19 protein-coding genes and 1 riboswitch are annotated in these 17,913 nt (G+C 42.3%); of the genes, 8 read left to right on the forward strand and 11 right to left on the reverse strand.

Annotation, left to right across the window (positions count from 1 at the left end; all coding sequences use genetic code 11):
- The first annotated feature begins 506 nt into the window (after positions 1–506).
- Complete coding sequence (locus R7P35_RS17195) at positions 507–962, forward strand: RNA-binding protein (protein ID WP_017636066.1); 456 nt, start codon at positions 507–509, stop codon at positions 960–962.
- Here the strand turns inward: R7P35_RS17195 and murI are convergent.
- The 3 genes from murI to btuB are packed head-to-tail and all read right to left on the reverse strand — an operon-like array spanning position 925 to position 4,347.
- On the reverse strand, positions 925–1,728 hold the full coding sequence (gene murI / locus R7P35_RS17200) for a glutamate racemase (RefSeq protein WP_064354402.1): 804 nt from the start codon (positions 1,726–1,728) through the stop codon (positions 925–927). The genes R7P35_RS17195 and murI overlap by 38 nt on opposite strands.
- A 31-nt stretch (positions 1,729–1,759) precedes the next feature.
- The gene (locus R7P35_RS17205) at positions 1,760–2,452 is read right to left on the reverse strand and encodes an ATPase (protein ID WP_005378675.1); all 693 of its coding nucleotides are present in this window, start codon (positions 2,450–2,452) and stop codon (positions 1,760–1,762) included.
- A 59-nt stretch (positions 2,453–2,511) separates the two neighbouring features.
- Positions 2,512–4,347 carry a TonB-dependent vitamin B12 receptor gene (gene btuB, locus R7P35_RS17210; RefSeq protein WP_213905057.1) on the reverse strand — a complete coding sequence of 612 codons (1,836 nt, stop codon included), beginning with the start codon at positions 4,345–4,347 and terminating at the stop codon, positions 2,512–2,514.
- Positions 4,348–4,402: 55 nt separating this feature from the next.
- A riboswitch (cobalamin riboswitch) is annotated at positions 4,403–4,603 on the reverse strand.
- Positions 4,604–4,787: 184 nt separating this feature from the next.
- On the opposite strand from btuB, the gene trmA reads away from it, so the two are divergent.
- On the forward strand, positions 4,788–5,897 hold the full coding sequence (trmA, locus tag R7P35_RS17215) for a tRNA (uridine(54)-C5)-methyltransferase TrmA (protein ID WP_213905056.1): 1,110 nt from the start codon (positions 4,788–4,790) through the stop codon (positions 5,895–5,897).
- Positions 5,898–6,089: 192 nt separating this feature from the next.
- Here trmA and R7P35_RS17220 read toward each other — a convergent pair whose 3' ends face one another.
- The 3 genes from R7P35_RS17220 to R7P35_RS17230 all read right to left on the reverse strand — a co-directional run bounded on the left by R7P35_RS17220 (position 6,090) and on the right by R7P35_RS17230 (position 8,777).
- The gene (locus tag R7P35_RS17220; protein WP_213905055.1) at positions 6,090–7,313 is read right to left on the reverse strand and encodes a RelA/SpoT domain-containing protein; all 1,224 of its coding nucleotides are present in this window, start codon (positions 7,311–7,313) and stop codon (positions 6,090–6,092) included.
- Positions 7,310–7,777: a Panacea domain-containing protein gene (locus R7P35_RS17225; protein WP_005378671.1), complete on the reverse strand. Its 468-nt coding sequence runs from the start codon at positions 7,775–7,777 to the stop codon at positions 7,310–7,312. Before R7P35_RS17225 ends, R7P35_RS17220 begins: the two co-directional genes overlap by 4 nt.
- Before the next feature lie 328 nt (positions 7,778–8,105).
- Positions 8,106–8,777 carry a hypothetical protein gene (locus R7P35_RS17230; RefSeq protein WP_213905054.1) on the reverse strand — a complete coding sequence of 224 codons (672 nt, stop codon included), beginning with the start codon at positions 8,775–8,777 and terminating at the stop codon, positions 8,106–8,108.
- A gap of 144 nt (positions 8,778–8,921) precedes the next feature.
- Here R7P35_RS17230 and R7P35_RS17235 point away from each other — a divergent pair, with 144 nt between their 5' ends.
- Together R7P35_RS17235 and R7P35_RS17240 are read left to right on the forward strand one after the other, a co-directional pair.
- A complete protein-coding gene (locus R7P35_RS17235; RefSeq protein WP_318092398.1) occupies positions 8,922–9,938 on the forward strand; it encodes a hypothetical protein in 1,017 nt (338 codons plus the stop codon).
- Between the two features lie 182 nt (positions 9,939–10,120).
- Positions 10,121–10,765, forward strand: coding sequence for an inovirus Gp2 family protein (locus R7P35_RS17240; protein ID WP_318092400.1), 645 nt, complete (start codon positions 10,121–10,123; stop codon positions 10,763–10,765).
- 40 nt (positions 10,766–10,805) lie between these two features.
- Here the strand turns inward: R7P35_RS17240 and R7P35_RS17245 are convergent, their stop codons facing one another.
- Both R7P35_RS17245 and R7P35_RS17250 read right to left on the reverse strand, forming a co-directional pair.
- The gene (locus R7P35_RS17245) at positions 10,806–11,252 is read right to left on the reverse strand and encodes a hypothetical protein (protein WP_213905051.1); all 447 of its coding nucleotides are present in this window, start codon (positions 11,250–11,252) and stop codon (positions 10,806–10,808) included.
- A 110-nt stretch (positions 11,253–11,362) separates the two neighbouring features.
- On the reverse strand, positions 11,363–12,352 hold the full coding sequence (locus tag R7P35_RS17250) for a GTPase family protein (RefSeq protein WP_140089486.1): 990 nt from the start codon (positions 12,350–12,352) through the stop codon (positions 11,363–11,365).
- Between the two features lie 77 nt (positions 12,353–12,429).
- Here R7P35_RS17250 and R7P35_RS17255 point away from each other — a divergent pair, with 77 nt between their 5' ends.
- A complete protein-coding gene (locus R7P35_RS17255; RefSeq protein WP_213905050.1) occupies positions 12,430–12,639 on the forward strand; it encodes a helix-turn-helix transcriptional regulator in 210 nt (69 codons plus the stop codon).
- A 58-nt stretch (positions 12,640–12,697) separates the two neighbouring features.
- Here R7P35_RS17255 and R7P35_RS17260 read toward each other — a convergent pair whose 3' ends face one another.
- Genes R7P35_RS17260 through radC form a run of 3 tightly spaced genes read right to left on the reverse strand, consistent with a single transcriptional unit; the run spans position 12,698 to position 14,081 of the window.
- On the reverse strand, positions 12,698–13,129 hold the full coding sequence (locus R7P35_RS17260) for a DUF2787 domain-containing protein (protein ID WP_140279178.1): 432 nt from the start codon (positions 13,127–13,129) through the stop codon (positions 12,698–12,700).
- 38 nt (positions 13,130–13,167) lie between these two features.
- On the reverse strand, positions 13,168–13,617 hold the full coding sequence (locus tag R7P35_RS17265) for a DUF2787 family protein (protein WP_213905049.1): 450 nt from the start codon (positions 13,615–13,617) through the stop codon (positions 13,168–13,170).
- On the reverse strand, positions 13,614–14,081 hold the full coding sequence (radC, locus tag R7P35_RS17270) for a RadC family protein (RefSeq protein ID WP_025575953.1): 468 nt from the start codon (positions 14,079–14,081) through the stop codon (positions 13,614–13,616). Before radC ends, R7P35_RS17265 begins: the two co-directional genes overlap by 4 nt.
- 343 nt (positions 14,082–14,424) lie before the next feature.
- On the opposite strand from radC, the gene R7P35_RS17275 reads away from it, so the two are divergent.
- The 3 genes from R7P35_RS17275 (at position 14,425) to R7P35_RS17285 (ending at position 17,912) form a co-directional block, all read left to right on the forward strand.
- Positions 14,425–15,807, forward strand: a complete 1,383-nt coding sequence (locus R7P35_RS17275; protein WP_250158402.1) for a COG3014 family protein — start codon at positions 14,425–14,427, stop codon at positions 15,805–15,807.
- Positions 15,808–15,815: 8 nt separating this feature from the next.
- Complete coding sequence (gene lpoB, locus R7P35_RS17280; protein ID WP_005393740.1) at positions 15,816–16,418, forward strand: penicillin-binding protein activator LpoB; 603 nt, start codon at positions 15,816–15,818, stop codon at positions 16,416–16,418.
- Positions 16,419–16,484: 66 nt separating this feature from the next.
- Positions 16,485–17,912 carry a DUF6844 domain-containing protein gene (locus tag R7P35_RS17285; protein ID WP_213905048.1) on the forward strand — a complete coding sequence of 476 codons (1,428 nt, stop codon included), beginning with the start codon at positions 16,485–16,487 and terminating at the stop codon, positions 17,910–17,912.
- Position 17,913 lies beyond the last annotated feature (1 nt).

Genomic DNA, 17,913 nt, shown 5'->3' on the forward strand with positions numbered 1-17,913 from the left:
TTTGAATTGACTGTGCTGAATCTTTCGATTCAATGGTCACTTCGTTTCATTGAAACCTAATTTGATACCGAAGTATCTAATTGGATTATCATCAACGAGTGCCCACACAGATTGATAGGTTCTTATTTTTAAAGAGCTTTTCTAACATTTTCAGCAACTTAGTTGCTCGTCGTTAGGGGTGCGTATCTTACTTCACACCGTGAGAGAGTCAAGCATTTTTTCAAATTCTTTTTTCTCTCTTCCCGACTCGCTGTGTGACTTTCGTCTCACTCCGTGTCGGTGGATGCGCAGTATAGGGAGTTGAGAAATTAGTACAAGTGTTTTTTGCAAATAAAAAACCAACCGGTCACAAATTAGCCAAAAGTGCGATATTTGCATATTTCTTCGTCACATTTGAGACATATCACAGCAATTGGTTGGAAAAACACCAACCATATACGTAAGATTCATGTGTCTATTCTGTTAATGGGCAATCGATCTCTTTATCACTATGTGTAGTAATTAAAATGACGTCTAAAAAAAATCTGATTTTATGTGTTGGGCTGGCCATCGTTGGGGGAATCATCTTCTCTCAATTCATCATCCCACCAGCCTTGAGCTTCCTCATTGGTGTTATCGCTACTGCTTTTCTTTTTTCATTTTCTAGCAAAACACCTGTTCTTCAATCTTCGGATCCTGATCCTTCAACTAAAACGCTGTATGTCGGCAACCTTCCTTATAAGGCCAATGAGAGTCACGTTCGCGATTTGTTTGCTGAATATGGACAGGTCTATGCAGTACGCTTAATGAAAGATAAGCGCACTGGAAAAAGAAGAGGGTTTGGTTTTGTCGTGATGGCTGCGGCAGATGCCAAGCCAGCTATCGCTAAACTTAATGAAAAGGAATATATGGAAAGAACGCTAAAAGTTAGAATTGCGAACGATCCTAAACACCCGGATGGTGGTAAACCAGAACAGGATTAAAACCTAGCTTCTTTAAACAAATGTTCAGTGCATCTTCCTGCCAAGGAGTTGCACTGGCATAAATCGACTTACTTCCCTCTTCCGTATCCTCAATTTCATCACTTAATAGTAATGCTTTTACTCGACGTGCAATGGCTGCACCCGAATCAATTAAAGTAACGTCCCCACCCAAAGCTTGATGAATTTCCTCTTTGATTAAAGGGAAGTGAGTACAACCGAGCACCGCAACGTCTACTTTATCGCGAAGCGGAAGCAGGATTTTTGTCAGTTCGTCTAGAGAAACGCTGTTGCCTCGCAACTTCTCTTCGGCCATATCCACCAAGCGAGTTGATCCCAACAGCTCAACTGGTTTGCCTTGCGCAAAGTCTCGTATTAACTCGTGAGTATATTGGCGTGTTACTGTCGCCGGAGTGGCGATCAGCCCTACCCCTTTTGATGCTAAAAGCGATGCGGGTTTAATCGCAGGGACAACACCAACAACGGGAATCGATAAATTTTCGCGTAAGGAAGGAAGCACTATGGTGCTCGCCGTGTTGCAAGCAATGACGACAATGTCGACTTGGTGTTCTTCGACTAAAGAAGAGACCAGTTGGTTAACTCGTGAAACGAGTACAGCCTGATCGAGTTCACCATAAGGGTAAGCCTGATTATCGAATAAGTATAAGTAGTCTAGCTGGGGCAATAGGCGATGTATCTCTTGGAATACAGAAAGACCACCAACACCAGAGTCAAAAACTAGGACTTTTTTCTTACTTGCTACTCGCACGAGTCTTACCTAAAGAACAGAAACGTTGCGATCATACTGCGTAGATTTGTTTTGGCAATGCTTTAGCATGGTATCTTTGATGGCTGAATCTATCTCCAGATTCTACATCTCGCTTCGTCAACTCGATATGTCCTTGAAAAGATGGCGAAGACGTGACCAATGTGTGAAATTCACCATTTTCCCCACAGGGATCAATTTGACTTGGTAATGACTCTATTAGGGCTTTGTCATACCAGCGACCACACCATTCTGGAGGGAGAACTCTTCCGTCGATGGTGATTAACATAGTTTGAATACCACGCTCTATGATTTCCATCGCTAGTTTTTCGCTGCTCTCCCCTAATAGAGGAAAGACGCATTCCCAGCCAACAGGTTCAATATAGCTGCGTCGGTAATCGGCAATGCCATTACAAAACATATCACCAAATGCGACAGCTTCTATGTTCAGACCACTACTTTGTAATGCATTAACGATGGTCGATTGATAAATGTCGTTACTTGGAAAGATTTCAGGTAGCTCGATAGTAATGAGCGGAAGCGCAAGTAAGTCTGCTTGCATTTGTACGACTTCAAGCGGAGTTGCTTGGAAAGGGACTTCTTTCCCTACGTAAGTCGTGTACAAACCGACAACTTGATAATTTGGATTCTCGTTAAGGCGCTCAAGCGTTAATGTCGAATCTTTACCACTGGACCAACTGATCACCACTCGCTTGGGTTTCTTCATTCGATTTTCCACCACAAAATATTAAAAACCGCCCGAAGGCGGTTTGTGCTCATTCACGATTAGAATTCGTAGCCAACGTTGATATAGTACGCTCGCTCTGCAGCGGGGTAACCTTTTGCCATCTCATACTCTTCATCAAGTAGATTATCGATACGAGCGCTAATAGAGGTCGACTCATTCGGATAGTAAGTCACTGCCGTATCAACCAACGAGTAAGAAGAAAGCGTGATATCTTGTGAAGGCCAAGTGCTGTAATCCACATCTGGACGCTTACCGACGTACTGATAGCTAACCGACCAGTCCACTTTATCGAAGCTCACTAAAGCATTCCACTTATACATTTCTTTAGCGCGACGCTGCAACTGATGCCCTTTATCGTCTTCAGCATCTTTGTAATCTGCACTCAACTGGTGCTGCACAATCCCTGTATCAAACTCAGCAACAAGCTCCACACCTTGGATATGTGTTTCACCATCGACATTCAAATATTTGTACGTGGTTGGATGGTAATCGATAAGATTCGTGATTTTATAGTCATAACCCGTGACGGACCAAAAAACGCCTTGGACATCACCGCTGAATGCTAGCTCCCAAGCATCTGACTCTTCCGGCTTCAGATCTTTCTCACCGTATGTCGGGTCATACTGCTGATATAGGTTTGGAGCCTTAAACGCAGTACCAAAAGAGGCTTTAACCCCAAACTCTGGTACAAACTGGTAACCAGCCGCTAAACTGTAAGTGAACTCACTACCGTATTCTTCATTATCATCAAGGCGAGCACTGCCCTCGAGCATTGCTTTATCAATACTAGTGGTTGCCATACCAAACAGAGCGCCATTGGTACGATCAAACGTTTTATTCGCACTCTTGTCTTTATAAGACTCGTTGCGCCAATCAATACCACCAGCCAACGTCGTATTGTTGTTTAGCAAGTAACTGTTGGTCCACTGGACATTTTGCTGCTCAAGTTCATCTTCAGTACCTGAGTGTTTGCCTTTTGCTTGCTCATAGTTCCAAGACTTCTGTTTCTGTGCTGTTACTTGTAGTTCTGACATCACATTATCAGACTGATACTTACCGCCCAGAGTGACAGAAAGATCGTCTTTTTCTGCTTCGTAGTAACCGCGACTACCGTAGCTGCTGTCATATTGATAAACATTTTCGTAAGCACGTAGGTTACCAAATGCAGACCACTGGTCATTGAAGTTATGCACGTAACCTAGCAGACCATTCTTTGTATCAAAGCCATGGCGATCACCGTCATTAACTCCCGGTACAGGACGAACGTTATAACCATCATCACTTTCACTACCAAGCGCGATATTTAGCTGGCCGCTCTCTGTGACTTTAATACCAGATGCCACACTCAATTCTTGATAATCTAAACTACCTAAACCCGCACTTAACTTCGTTCCTTCTTCGTCAGCACGCGCAATGGTGATGATATTGATCACGCCACCAATCGCTTCCGAGCCATAAAGTGACGCACGCGCACCACGCACGTACTCAATACGTTGAACGTAAGTAAGTGGGATTTGGTTAAAGTCCACAGCGCCCTTCGCTGCTCGTGCAAAACGTACGCCATCAACCAGTACTAAAACTTGGTCGGAACTGGTTCCACGAACAAATAAAGACGCTAACTGACCACGACCACCATTTTGTGAAACTTGAATCCCGGTAAGGCGACGCAATACATCTGGTAGGGTTTTCGCTTGAATGCGATCGATGTCTTGTCGAGTAACTACTTCGACATCTGCCAACGTACGGCTTTCGGCTTGCTCAAAACGGTTTGCCGTAACAACGATGGTTTGGTCAGTGGAGGTTTCTTGGGCCTGTAGATAAGAGACAGGTGAAAGCAGCGATGCCAAAGTGATCGCCAGTGCGGATTTTCTCATTGTATTGTCCTAAATCGCGTAATTCCTTCCGAGCCCTGTCATCATGACAGTCCAGTGCTGTGGCTCAGTTGTTGGCAGGTATTCGGACTCAAGAGCACGGGTTTACCGCCTACTTGCTCGACTTCCCACATAAACTAATGCAGTGTCTGATGAGCGTTCGTTCTCTTTTACCGCTGCGCGTCAGTTCTGGATTCACACCAGATTCCCATTTCAGCCATCTAGATTGCTAGATAGCACCAACTTGAGGCAAATATTATTCAGCTATTGATTATTTGTCCAGCCAATATTGCCCTTAGAAGTTGTAACGTCTTTATTGATTTTGCTTTCTACTCTGCCTGTACGCACTATCTTTAAATCAATTCCAGTACAAAACTGGACATCCTATTGAGATTGAATAAAATCTGCGCTCTTAAATTGAATGCACCATAAAAGGTAAGATCATGGCTACTCTTGATGTAAACCCACAACGCTACCAAGAACAACTGGCTGAAAAAGTCGAACGTCTCACTGATATGTTCGCGCCATACAACGTGCCAGAACTGGAAGTGTTTGAATCACCAGAGCAGCACTACCGTATGCGTGCTGAGTTCCGTGTTTGGCATGAAGGCGAAGATCTTTACTACATCATGTTCAACCAAGAAACTCGTGAGAAATACCGTGTTGACCAATTCCCTGCAGCAAGCCGTCTGATCAACGACCTGATGCCGCTATTGGTTGAAGCGATGAAAGACAACGACTCACTACGTCGTAAACTGTTCCAGGTGGATTTCCTGTCGACGCTAAGCGGTGAGATTCTGGTTTCACTCCTTTACCATCGCCAACTTGATGAAGAGTGGATTGAAAACGCGAAAGCCCTTAAACAGCGTTTAAATGATGAAGGCTTCAATCTAAACATCATTGGTCGTGCTCGTAAGATGAAGATTGTCCTAGACCGCGACTACGTGATCGAGAAGCTCGATGTAAATGGTCAAAGCTACATCTACCAACAAGTAGAGAACAGCTTCACTCAGCCGAACGGCAAAGTCGCAGAGAAGATGCTGGAATGGGCTGTCGACTGTACCCAAGAAAGCACTGGTGACCTACTAGAACTTTACTGTGGTAACGGTAACTTCTCGCTGGCGTTGGCACAGAATTTCGACCGCGTTCTTGCAACTGAGCTAGCGAAGCCATCGGTTGTATCTGCACAGTACAACATCGCCGCCAATAAGATTGATAACGTACAAATCTTACGTCTATCAGCCGAGGAATTTACTCAAGCGATCGAAGGTAAGCGTGAATTCCGTCGTCTACAAGATGCAGGTGTAGATCTGAAGAGCTACAACTGCAATACGATTTTTGTCGACCCACCACGTGCTGGGATGGATGTCGATACTTGTAAGATGGTGCAAGGTTACGAGCGCATCATGTACATCTCTTGTAACCCTGAGACTCTAAAAGAGAACTTGGACATTCTATGCGAAACACACAACGTGACGCGTTTTGCTCTGTTTGACCAATTCCCTTATACCCACCATATGGAGTCTGGAGTGCTTCTAGAGCGCATAAAATAAGGACCTGAACGGCTTTTATCTTTAGCAAAAAACACCCTGGGTACGGCTTGGGGTACGGGGACAATAAAGTCTAACCCTCAAGCCATCACAGGAAGCCATATTTTACACATACCAAATTCGATGACAGATTGGAGCACGTTTTAACAAGCAGGATTAGATACAAGGGTCAATAACAACAAGAAAGGTTTGTATTTAACTTTCACCAGACAGCATTCCGTCTTCAAGCAGAGTGATGAATGAGGCACAATCGCCTAGATAGTTAGGGTAGGCTTCCGAAAGTTGGCCCATATTTTTTGTGGATATGAGAAGGGTATTGAGTCTCGAGGTTGCTCGTGAGTAGCTACGAGTGACTTTCTCAGCTGCGTTATAAACTGAAATTGCTTGGCTGTAATTTTCAAACTCTTCACTAAAGATCAATTCTCGTGAAGTTTCGTTAATAACTAGCAATACGTGCTCAATGGAACTATCACAGTAAGAATTAACCTTTTCAGATAAAATTTTAAAACTACTCAAGCGATTTAGCGCATTGATTTCGCGGTCCAAGACGACCAAACGCTTTGAAAAGTCTGCTTTATCGATATCACTTAGCTCTATAGCCCCTTCAGCATCAGCAATGTATTGGCTCATTATCGAAAGCAATTCTTCCCATTGAACCTGTAAACTGCTCTTGCCTTCATTTGAACTGTGAGAGTGAGTCTTAATCTTGGTACCTTCTAGGATGTCGACAATTTCCACTGTAGTAGCCCAAAGATGTTGAAGTCGAGTACGTAGCTGAGCCTCAATGTTAAAACTTTTACCACTAGCATGGTCATAGCGATAAATCACATGCAAGCTTCGGTAACCACAATCATTAGGTTTAGGACTAGTAATATAGTCATCAATATCTTTAATTCTAACTCGGCCTACCTTCTCAACTGTAAGTTGCAGTTGAGATTTCACCTTCTCCAATGAAATTAAATCCGGAAAAATCGCCCTGCAGCCGCCAATATCATTCATATTGGTTACACAAGTAGCATTTGCCGTTTCACCATCAAGAGATTTACGCTGCAACTTATCTACGATTGTTTCTAAGCGCTTTAACCGTGTAACTGGTTTAACATCTATACCCAGCTCACGGCAACAGCGACCAACAAGATATGCGATAGTGTTTAATGGCTTTTCGTGTGCGGCTCGAAACTGTTGGATTGTAGCAGTAGCTGACTTGAGGTCGCCCTCTCTCTTGCGAAGCCGTCTTCCAGCTTTCTTTACTCCATTATTTGAGTACGAGAAGTCTTCAGCAGCACTTTCATTTACCGTTCTTTCTATAAAATCTTGAAAGTCCAGTTCGTAGTCGTCTTGGAAGGTTTTTGAAGCTTGTTCAGCTGTGGGGGTGTCGTCAATGTAAAAACTGACGACACTATTTTCTTTGTTACTCACAGGCTAGCTGTTCGTCCGGATTGTTTGATTTGAGTGTAATGGGCTTGAATCAAATGGTCCGGAATCACTTTTTGGTGTGTGCCATCCCATACCTGATGCCATGGACTTCCTTCGCGGTGAGTTAAATCTACAAGTTGAGGCCCCGTCAAATGGCCCAGCTTAGAGACTACATCTTTAACAATAGACTCACTTTCTTGGTCTAGTGCTACATCACATTGTTCAGTGATCACACTACTACCGTAGGATTTAAAGCGAAAGTAAACAGATGGCACCACTGGACCAAACTTCCAAGCAAATACATCATCTACGACGAGAGGACGCTGGAAGTGTGCCAATGATAAACCATGACAAACATAGGTAAGTTTTTGTAGCTGCAAATTGGAGAAGCATTTACCTTGCTCTTTCGCATGCTTGAGCAAGCTCCATGCAACGTCTACAGCACTGTATGTGTGATATGCTTTCATTTTTTATTCCAATTTCGTCCAAATAGTTTACATAATCCGGTTGATATAACGCAAAAAGTGTAAACCATCGCTGTATTTAAAGACAGTGATTTTATTCACTGTTAGATGCTAGTTCGCAAAAATAAGCAACATGTTCATGTGAATAGTCAGCGCTGACAGCGCGTTATATGCTCACATGCAGTAAGCAGACAATTTCCTTACATTAAGCACACCAAGTGTGTATTTTCCCCCAAGCTGATCACTCAATAACCCGATCTCCTTCATGTTAATACTCACACCAAGCGCCTAGCCACCAGCTCTACTAGTGGTATTTATAGTGTAAAGATGCTTAGTCTTGGTCACTGTCCTTTGGCTGCATGTGAATAATTGAACGACCTTTTCTTTCTAGAGTCAGTTGTAACGGTTCATCTGCATGATGGTTAGTAGAAACATTGTCGCTTTGAGAGGGCTTGTGAAGGTTCTCTTTTTTAAGAGTCGCAATTTTTGACTCCAACTCTAAAATTTTTTTTCGAGCAGAGCCTAACTCCTTTTCTAACGTGGTATTGGCTGTAGCTTCTAGTGATAGAATTCTATCAGTTTCTTGTAACTTTCGAACTTCGAGCATTGATGTTAATGAACCATTTACAAGCTCTTCAAGAACCTTCTGCTGAGTCTGCCCCCTCTTTGTGGCTAAAGCTTGAAGATTTTGACCAAATTCTATAGTGAGTTCAAAATTATACTGTTTTTTCCCCTTCCGCTTTTGCTTTTCTCTTCTCGACCTTTTCACCCAAGCTCCATGCATAAGTAACCAGATCTCTCTACCATCAGCTGAATTTTTACAATCTATAAAAAAATTTTGAAGTCGTTTTTTAGGTGATACTGATAACTGAAACAGCCCAAAGTAATGCTTTTCGACAATTGGATTAGTTTTGGCTTTTGCTAGATACGTATTTAACCATTTCACATGAGATTCATTGTTGAAGCTAAAACCTTCTAATGGACGTATTTTTTTCTCACTCATATCACTCTAGCTTCCAGCGTTTTCAATATAGTTGGCATCCTTCATACTATACCTATGTCTTTAGACGTAGTCCAAAGACATAGGAAGAAAAACCATGTAATATACATACTAAAACGCCTTATAAATAAATCTAAATGTGATTTTATGATTGTAAACTGGACTTTCCAAGAGAACGACAAACTAAACGCTGAAGCTAGAATGCTACTGCTGCTTATGTATTTGGATGCCGAATCGGACAATTTTTACAGAAAACCTGTTCTATATATGGCCCCAAAATACCAAGCCTCAGAACGCCTTATAAGGCGCTGTCTACGCTTATTGATAGAGGCAAAAGTTATTCTCTTGATACCTGAGAAAGAAGCACCTAGAAAACGAGGAAGACCAGTCACACGCTATCAACTTACAGGCATTGATTTTGATGAGTTGAATAGTCAGTTTGAACAACGCCCCATCTATATGAGGAGGTGGATGAATCATCTTTGGTATAGTAATCAGCATGCTAAAGAGTTGACGCTGTCAAATCGCTTAATGCTTACCCATCTTTTAAGTGAGGCTACGGAATCTGGGATTGTTGATAGTATAAGCCTTAGAGATTTATGCAGATTTATGGGATGTACTGAACGTAAAGCTCAAGCAATGCTCAGCAAGCTTAGAAGACTTGGTTATATCAGGGGATATATCAAAGGTCTCAGCCACTCTGTTCTAAAGAAAAGGAAGTCAATAATTTTTCTGAACTTATCCATGTACGATCACAAAAGCTACTACAGCTTTATCGCCCATTTAAAATCGTCTGGTGCGCTGAATCCCGTTTACAACCTCACAATACCTTTATTATTTCAAAAAGTTGCTGACGTAAAATGCAATAAAGAGTTTGCAGAACACATAGATTACTTTATTGAAAGTGAAATCATTAAGTTCATCAATGTCGAAGGAAAGGTTTGTACAGACATTGAGTGGTATGAGCGTGTTATACGTGAACATTTTGCCTGGGCAACACTTAAGCTTGAGAAAGAGAAAGTCAATAAGTTAATCGAATTTCTTGCTTATCGTGCATTGGACCTAGCACGTACAATCAAAGCCCTTGATGTTGTTGATGGAAAGCAATTTGCGATTGGTATCAATGAGAAAAATCAGAGACTCCTTCTCAAACGGGGGGCCTAACTTTTTATCAGAGTAACTTTTGCAAGTTTTGAAGCTACAGGACGCCTTGTCGAGCAAAGATACGTGGCTGGAGGAAGGGAGTGAAAAACTGTCGGTAATAATAGTATTTATATGAATCTTATCTAATTAATTACAACAACCTATCTACCTATTGAGAACACTAACCAATAGGAATGATAGAAATGAACAATTATCTTGAACATGCAGAAATACTCACCATCGATGATATGGACTTACCGGTATACTCCAAGAAAGGACCTCTAATACCTTCCTGCCTTTTAGCTATTAAAAGCACTTTTGATAGGGCTCTAGAGCAATACTCTCGAACGTTGCTACTTCGTATCGATTTAAGATACCCCAAAAGTTTTTCAAGCGAGAAAGTATCAAGTAAGCAAATCACAAAATTTCAAGAGTCCTTCAAAGCGATGATGTGTGCTTACCTAAAACGTAAGACGCACAACCGCCACTCTAAGCCACGATTTATTTGGTGCAAAGAGGCCGTCACTTCAGAGAACCCTCACTATCACGTTGCCGTATTGCTAAATGGTGATGTTTTTCAAGGAATGGGACCTTACGATGATGTTACGGGAGAATACGTTTCTGGAATGATTGCTAAGGCTTGGGCAAGTGCAACAGGTCTTTCGGTTGAACAGGCAAATCGTGCAGTTTATTTCGCTAAGAGCAGCACGTGTGAAATCAATAAGAGGGGCGATAAAGAGCTCTATGAGAATCAATACAATCAAGCCTTTTACCGTGTTAGTTACTTTGCTAAAAAAGAAAGCAAACTATCTGGGAACGGAAGAAGCTTCGGTTACAGTCGCTATTGAGTTTACAAAAAAAGAAAGGCCCCTGTGGCCTTTCTGTCACCTAATCCGTCGTATAGCGGAACTCCCCTTCACTGGAGAAGACCGTTATCTCTAAGACTCGACAGCGCGTTGTGGTGACGTATCCGGTTGAATCACCGTACTTCAAGTCCACTTCAGGATAACGGTGCCATATAACACCATTCGCTTTGCTATCGCTAGATGGCTTTTTGTAATCGGGATTACTCAGATTATTGAGTAAATCATCGGATTGACTGTATTTACTCTTGTTTACCGTCACCTTGGGCATCTCTGGCCAAGCGACCTCACAATTACCTCGGTTTACTTCAATACCGAAGATGGTAGAGAAGTCAAAAAGGGCCGTTACAAATATTTTCGTTTTCATACCCCATTGAGTATTGATGTCTTTATATTCCACTTTGTAGCCTTCAGCAGACGCATTAAAGGCCAATAGCACTGACAGTGCTGTTGTAAGCACAATTGGTTTCATGAGAAGTATCCTTTGAACAGTTATTCAATGAGTTGATATTAAAAGGTAGTTGCGACAACTTATGTCGAAGAGAGGTTGGCTTTGAGATATGTAACCGTAGCGGCGCTTATCTACCAGCCAAAGAGATAGCGTAAACCGCCTAAGCATGCCCCTAGCGCACCGCCTATAATTTTGCCCAGGTGCTTGCCTGTCGTGCCAAACACACTTCCTATTTCTTCGCCGTATTGCGCACCTTGAGTCGTCGTGTCGAAGATTGCCTCCCACAAACTAAGGCTGGTTTTTTTGTTGTAATCACTGGCATCGTTGTCTTTCCAATTCTCATGTCGAGGGGAAAGCGTGCGATTCGCCAGTAAGAGCCGTTTATTTTTTGGTAAACGTTCAACAATCAAATACAGCAACTTGGAAAGGTTATAGGGCCGTTGCTTGGCCAATCCATCACAGTGCCCCGCAACGTAGTAGACGGGCTTTAGATACACCCCTGTTGCGCGTAATACGCGTCGATGAACCGATCGCACCATGGTTTCAAGATAAGTTTTCGACACAGGTGTCGGTGTATTGTTTTCGTAGTCCCAGGATTGATTTCCTTTTAACGCATTATCGGCTTGATTAATGGCGATAATTAAACGGTGCTGTGCGTCTTCGCCTAATGCTGGAATAAGCACATCATTAATCAAGGTGATAGGTGTGCCTAAATCGCGTGAGCCACCATCAAGAATCACAAGTACCAGGTCAATCACGAAACGGTTCTGCTCATCTCTCGCTCTCAGCGTATTTTTCAATAAGCGAGCATGGCGCTTGTCTTCTTCGATGCCATCCCCCAGACCAGGACTATCCCAAAGAATGAGGTTGTTCAGACGATATTGCGTAACACCCTGCGTGTGCGGCTCACAACTGATGCCCACCTCTGCAACACTCATGTCAAAGAGAGCGTTAATCGTTGAGCTTTTTCCTGCTCCGGTGGCTCCTGTAATGAGAATGTTGAGCTCGGTGGCTCTCATTTGTTTGAGGTTATCGAGTAACTTGGTGCGAGTACGTTCATTGAGGGATGCCTGGCGTATCTCGCTTTCAAGCGTAGTGAAAAGATCGTGCTGTTCGGACATAGGCGCTCCTTAGTTAGCGTCCGGAAAAATTACAACTAGCTACCTCCTTATGACGAACAAATCATGAGGACAGAAAAATGAGACTAATTCGACTAAAAGAAGTGCTGGATAATACAGGTTTGAGCCGTGCGTACATGTACAAGCTCATGGCTGAGGGTAAGTTCCCTAAATCGGTATCACTGGGCTTTCGCAGCGTGGCTTGGGTAGAAAGCGAGGTCCAAGACTGGATATTAGAAAGAGTGACAGAGCGAGATGAACAGTTGGGATTACCACAACCAGGAGTTTGATTGATTCTTTGGTGGAGATATAAAGCAGCAGGTTAAAGCTTAGCTAGATTGATAAAAGTTAATGAGAAATCTGAATGTCGTCGTAACACTCCCATTCGACGTACTGAAGAAAGTTTTGCTCCCACATTTGATACAGCTCATCGATGCCTGGAGAGCGAATGCTTTGCCATCCAGTGGCGACGGTAAAAGCGACTTGATTGCCAAAATCAAAATCAATGCATCGCTCTAGCTCCGGATAATAGTTCCCCATATACGCAAAATCGGTAATGTAGAGAATATCAACCGTTTTACCATTCACAATGTTGAGGCCAATCTCAACCGGATGATATCCCCCCTCTTCCGCGCTATAGCTTTTGTCTCGAAAATGGATAGAGAGGGCATGGCTGGTGGACTGTGTTGATTTCATCGAGGCATGACAATGTTGGTTTAATAACGTCAAAAGCTTATTAGAAACAGCAAGAGCTGACGGCGTAAAATGCAGTATAGACATGGTTAGATCTCCTAAAAGTGACCGAGGTTAGAATGTGATCATGAATGGTGTTCATCGAAGGTTTGGATCATCGATAACTGAATATCATCAAAGAGGGACTGAGTAAGGTGTCGAGAGAGCACATTCAGCCAAGTATCTAACAGCGCTTTCACTTGTGGGTGTGCGAGACTTGCAGTACCGCTATCTGGTTGATAACACCAAAGATTGAAGAGATGAAAGTAGAGTTCAGGCTCCATCTCACTCGGTTTATTTTCCGAATAAGAAAAACTCGCTAAACAGACGACCTGCCAATCTTCACTGGCCGATGTCCGACGAAATTGAATTTCAATGGGATGAAGCCCCTGCCCCGTCTGGTAATAGCGTCTTTGTCGACAGTTCAGGACCATACGTTGAGCTTGTGGAGGAATCGAATAACGTTGGATTACCAAAAGCAATGCTCGACGAAAGCCATCCAACAGTTCCAGTTCACCCGATGTTTTCTGGATCATAGTAGCCCCCTTTCTGCAAAAGAGATGGCGCTATCGCCAACCACGATATGATCAAGAACTCGAATGTCCACCAGCGCTAAAGCCTCTTTGAGCCTTTGCGTAATTTGTTTATCGGCTTGGGAAGGTGTGGCATCGCCAGAAGGGTGATTGTGAGCAAAGATGAGTGCGGCGGCATTGACTTTTAAAGCTGCTTTGAGGACTTCTCGGGGATAAACACTTGCCGAATCAATTGTGCCAAAGAAGAGCTCTTCAAAAGCAATAAGGCGATGCTGATTATCTAGAAACATCACCGCAAACACCTCTCTTTCATGGTGTTTTAATTTGCAAGATAAATAGGTTTTTGTTGCTTCGGGATTGCAATATTGTTCGCCTCGGAGGGCCCGTGTAGCAAGGATTTCAGCGGCAGCGTCGAGCACCTTATCTGCTGTAACAGGACCATCAAAATAGTAGTTGTTTTCGTGCATAAAAAGCTCCTAAAAATGAAACCGTTGGGATATACACGAAGATAATATCTATCTGAAATTCCTTTCATTACTACTACACATAATGAAATGGTCCAATTGAGATAAGAAGAGCTTCCCTACTGATAACAATCGATATTCGCTTACGTTTAGTAGATACACTCAACTTTCAAAGACAAGAGACGCATGTGAGCCTAATGACATAAATCAAATAAATAGCATTCAATAATCGGATAATACTAAAAGTGTTAATTAACCACACATTAAGAGCTTGATTGCAGTGCTATTTGTGAGTATAAGGTGATTCTAGTTCAAAAAATCAATCATTTAGATAACAATAAAATCAATGAATATAAAACTAATTAGCAGTGCGATCAGTGTGGTTATGTTGTCAGGCTGTACAAGTATGATGCAGAGAAACGACTTCGATAGCTTCAATTCAAAACTTGATTCTGGTGACTTTTCAGGAGCATCTCAAGTAGCCTTAGAACATGCTGGCTACGATAACGATTCAGGTGAAACAAGCGACCTACTATGGACATTGCAAGCTGGTGCAAGCTTGAACTATGCAGGTGAATACGAATTATCCACCAAGCTGCTTGATGAAACAGAAACAATGATGAAAGAAGAAGATACGGAAAGTACTGCTTCTGAGGGAGTTGAGCTTATTGGTTCAATGGTTGGAAATGACGCCATGTTGGCTTACGAACAAGCGCATTACGACGGCATTATGACAAATACCATTAAAGCATGGAATTTTATATCACTTCATGACTATCAAAATGCTCGCGTTGAACTTAATAGAGCAGAAGAGCGACAGCGTAGAGCAGCTCAACATTTTGCAGATATCATTAAGGAGCGAAGTGAAGAACTAGAGTCTGAAGCTGGTGAGTCAAGCGCTTTGGTAAAGCAGACCATAGAATCGGATTTGACACAAAACACACTAAAAAAAGCAGGTATTGAGCAAGGTCAATGGAAACCTTATGAAGGCTACGTAAACCCTTTTACTACATACTCTTACGGTCTTCATTTACTCATCACAGGTAAATCTAAGTCAGACTTTGAAAAAGCTGCTAACTCTTTCAAGCGTGTACATTCTCTTACTGGTTCACCTGCTGCCAAAGCGGACTATCAATTGGCACGTAGTATGGTTAAAAATCCAAGCCAATCTAAGCTAAAAAATCAAGTTTGGGTGATTTTTGAAAATGGCAAATCGCCAGTGAAAGAAGAGCGTCGAATTGATCTGCCAATTTTCTTACTGTCTAACAATGTATCTTATGCTGGTATCGCAATTCCTACCTTGAAAAAACGCGGTACAACATTTGACAGCATTACAATTAATGGTTCAAAGACCAGCACTATTGCAGATATGGACAAGATAATTAGTGCCGAATTCGATCAGGAGTTTCCATATATTTTAGCTCGTGAAATCACCCGAGTAACATTAAAAACCATCGCTCAAAAACAAGTTAAAGATGAAAACGCTTTACTTGGTGATGCATTAGCCATTTTACAAATGGTGACTACTGGTGCTGATATTCGAACTTTCTCAGCCCTACCGAGTGAATATCAAGCAACCCGAATCAAAGCCAAACACAATAAAGTTGAAATAAAGGCAGGATCTTTCACTATTCCAGTTGAGCTTAGTACAGAATCCAACAAACACATCATCTACGTGAAAGCGGTCTCTCCATTAATAGAACCATCCGTAAAAGTCGTAAATATTTAAGGATAAACATGAAAAAATTGACAATTGCAGCTGTTGTAGCTGCGATGAGCTTGGTTGGTTGTAAAACAACCACATCTTATATTGATGCTGCTGATACAACGACAAATGTGGTAGCAGCCCTCTCTTACGCTGATTTCTCGAAAGCAGCAAATGAAATGGCCGATGACATTATTTCTAATAAATTGATGACTCACCCTCAAGCAGATGTTGGTGGTCGATACATTATTTATGTAAGTGGCATTGAGAATGACACTATGCAGCGCTTAGACACTGATCAGCTAACCAAATCTTTAAGAGTTAAGTTACTTCAATCAGGCAAGTTCTTAGTAACAACTGCATTCGGTGAGGACGATGCCACAAAAAAAATGCGTGATTTAAAAAATTCCAAAATGGTCAAACAGGCAAGTGTCAAAGGAGATAACCAAGTACTAGCCCCAGACTTTAGCCTATCAGGCAAAATCCTTCAGCGAGACTCAACTCTAGATAACGGAGATACACGAATTGAGTACTATTTCCAAATGTCACTAACCAATATAGAAAATGGTTTAGCGTATTGGGAAGGAGAGCGAGTAGTCGGCAAGGTAGCGGATGGCTCAAGTGTGAGCTGGTAGGTAGCGTCAAATGATGGGCAGTGAAAGCTGCCCATTACTTTTAGTTAGAGGGTTAGGTGATTAAAAATGAAATTAAACCAATTACTTACAGCAATGGTAATCGCTGGCTTGTCATTACCAACACATGCATCTCAAGAAGGTAATTTAGTAGATACAACAACGGTAGCAGAAATAACAGAAGAGGCTGCGGGCAAACAAACCGATAAAGATGTGGTCCAAGTTCAAAACGATGTTGATACCACTGATGCCATTGATGAAAAGCTTGATGCTTATGTGTCAAACGTAAAACGCACCTTATATAAACAGGGTAAGCAACATAGTGTATTTATTTATTCTGGTTCTGCTGAAATCATGGCAGATCGCAATGACCCTCGATGGGCAGAGTTTCGAGTAGCAGCATTAGATAAGGCCGTATTAGAGGCGCAAAAAGAATACTTACAAACACTAAATACCAGTGTCGAAAATAACATGCTTTACTCCATGACAAAAAATAGCGGCTTGCCGACCCCGACTGAAGAGGATTTTAAGAGTGACTCTCAGATGGCAAGCTTCTTAGATAAAGTGGTTGCGGTGCTGGAAGGTAAACTTGATGCAGAATTACAAGAAATGGGGATTGATCCAAAAGAGTTTGAAGCAGCCCCACCATCGATCAAGCGCGATCTATTTAAAGAATCAGTGATCAAGCAAACTATAAGGTCTTCATACGGTGATTTGGCTGGAATGATGATTATCAAAACCTATGAGGAAATCAGAGATTCTGGTCAAGGAACAGTTGGGGTTGTACTTGCTTTGTCTGCAAATAAACGAGATCAAGTTCGTGCAATGATCGATTCCGGCGGTCAAATTACACCACAGAAAGATAAAGCTAACCCTAAAATGACATCTATCTACGATATGTTTTATAACCAAAAAGACAGTCTATATCTGAAGGTAGGAACTCAAGTTAGCTATGACTCCGACGGCTATCCCATGTTGATTTCATACGGTCAAGCAGGCGTTACTTATACATCCTCACCAACGGAAAGAAAAATTGAACGTAAAGCAGCTAAGAGCTTTGCAACGAACAACGCTTGGGCGAGCTTGGCACAAACCTATAATCTGAATGGCGATTTCCAAGAGTCAACTTCAGAAGAAAACCGTGTCAGTAAAGCTGAGCAGTTCGATTTGATAACAGGTGCTGTTCGCAAAAAGTCCCCAGGCTTAACTAATGAATTAATCAAATCCGTTCAACAAAGTGCTTCAATGACATCAAGTGTACAAAATATGACTGGTGTAAGTACTGAGTTTGAATGGCGTCGTAAACACCCTGTGATGGGGCATGAAATGGTGGGGACGGTACTCGTTTGGCATCCCAAGAAGATTGTGAGTGCAAAAAATATGGCAAGTGGAATGAGTGCTGAAAAGCTGGCGCAAGAAGCCCTGGGAGCAGAAACTCTCTCTGATAACATTAACTCGGCTGAATCGGAAGATATGTTTGATGTGGCGGATTTTTAAC

The organism is Vibrio sp. Vb0304 (assembly GCF_033338995.1).
Taxonomy (GTDB): Bacteria; Pseudomonadota; Gammaproteobacteria; order Enterobacterales; family Vibrionaceae; genus Vibrio; species Vibrio alginolyticus.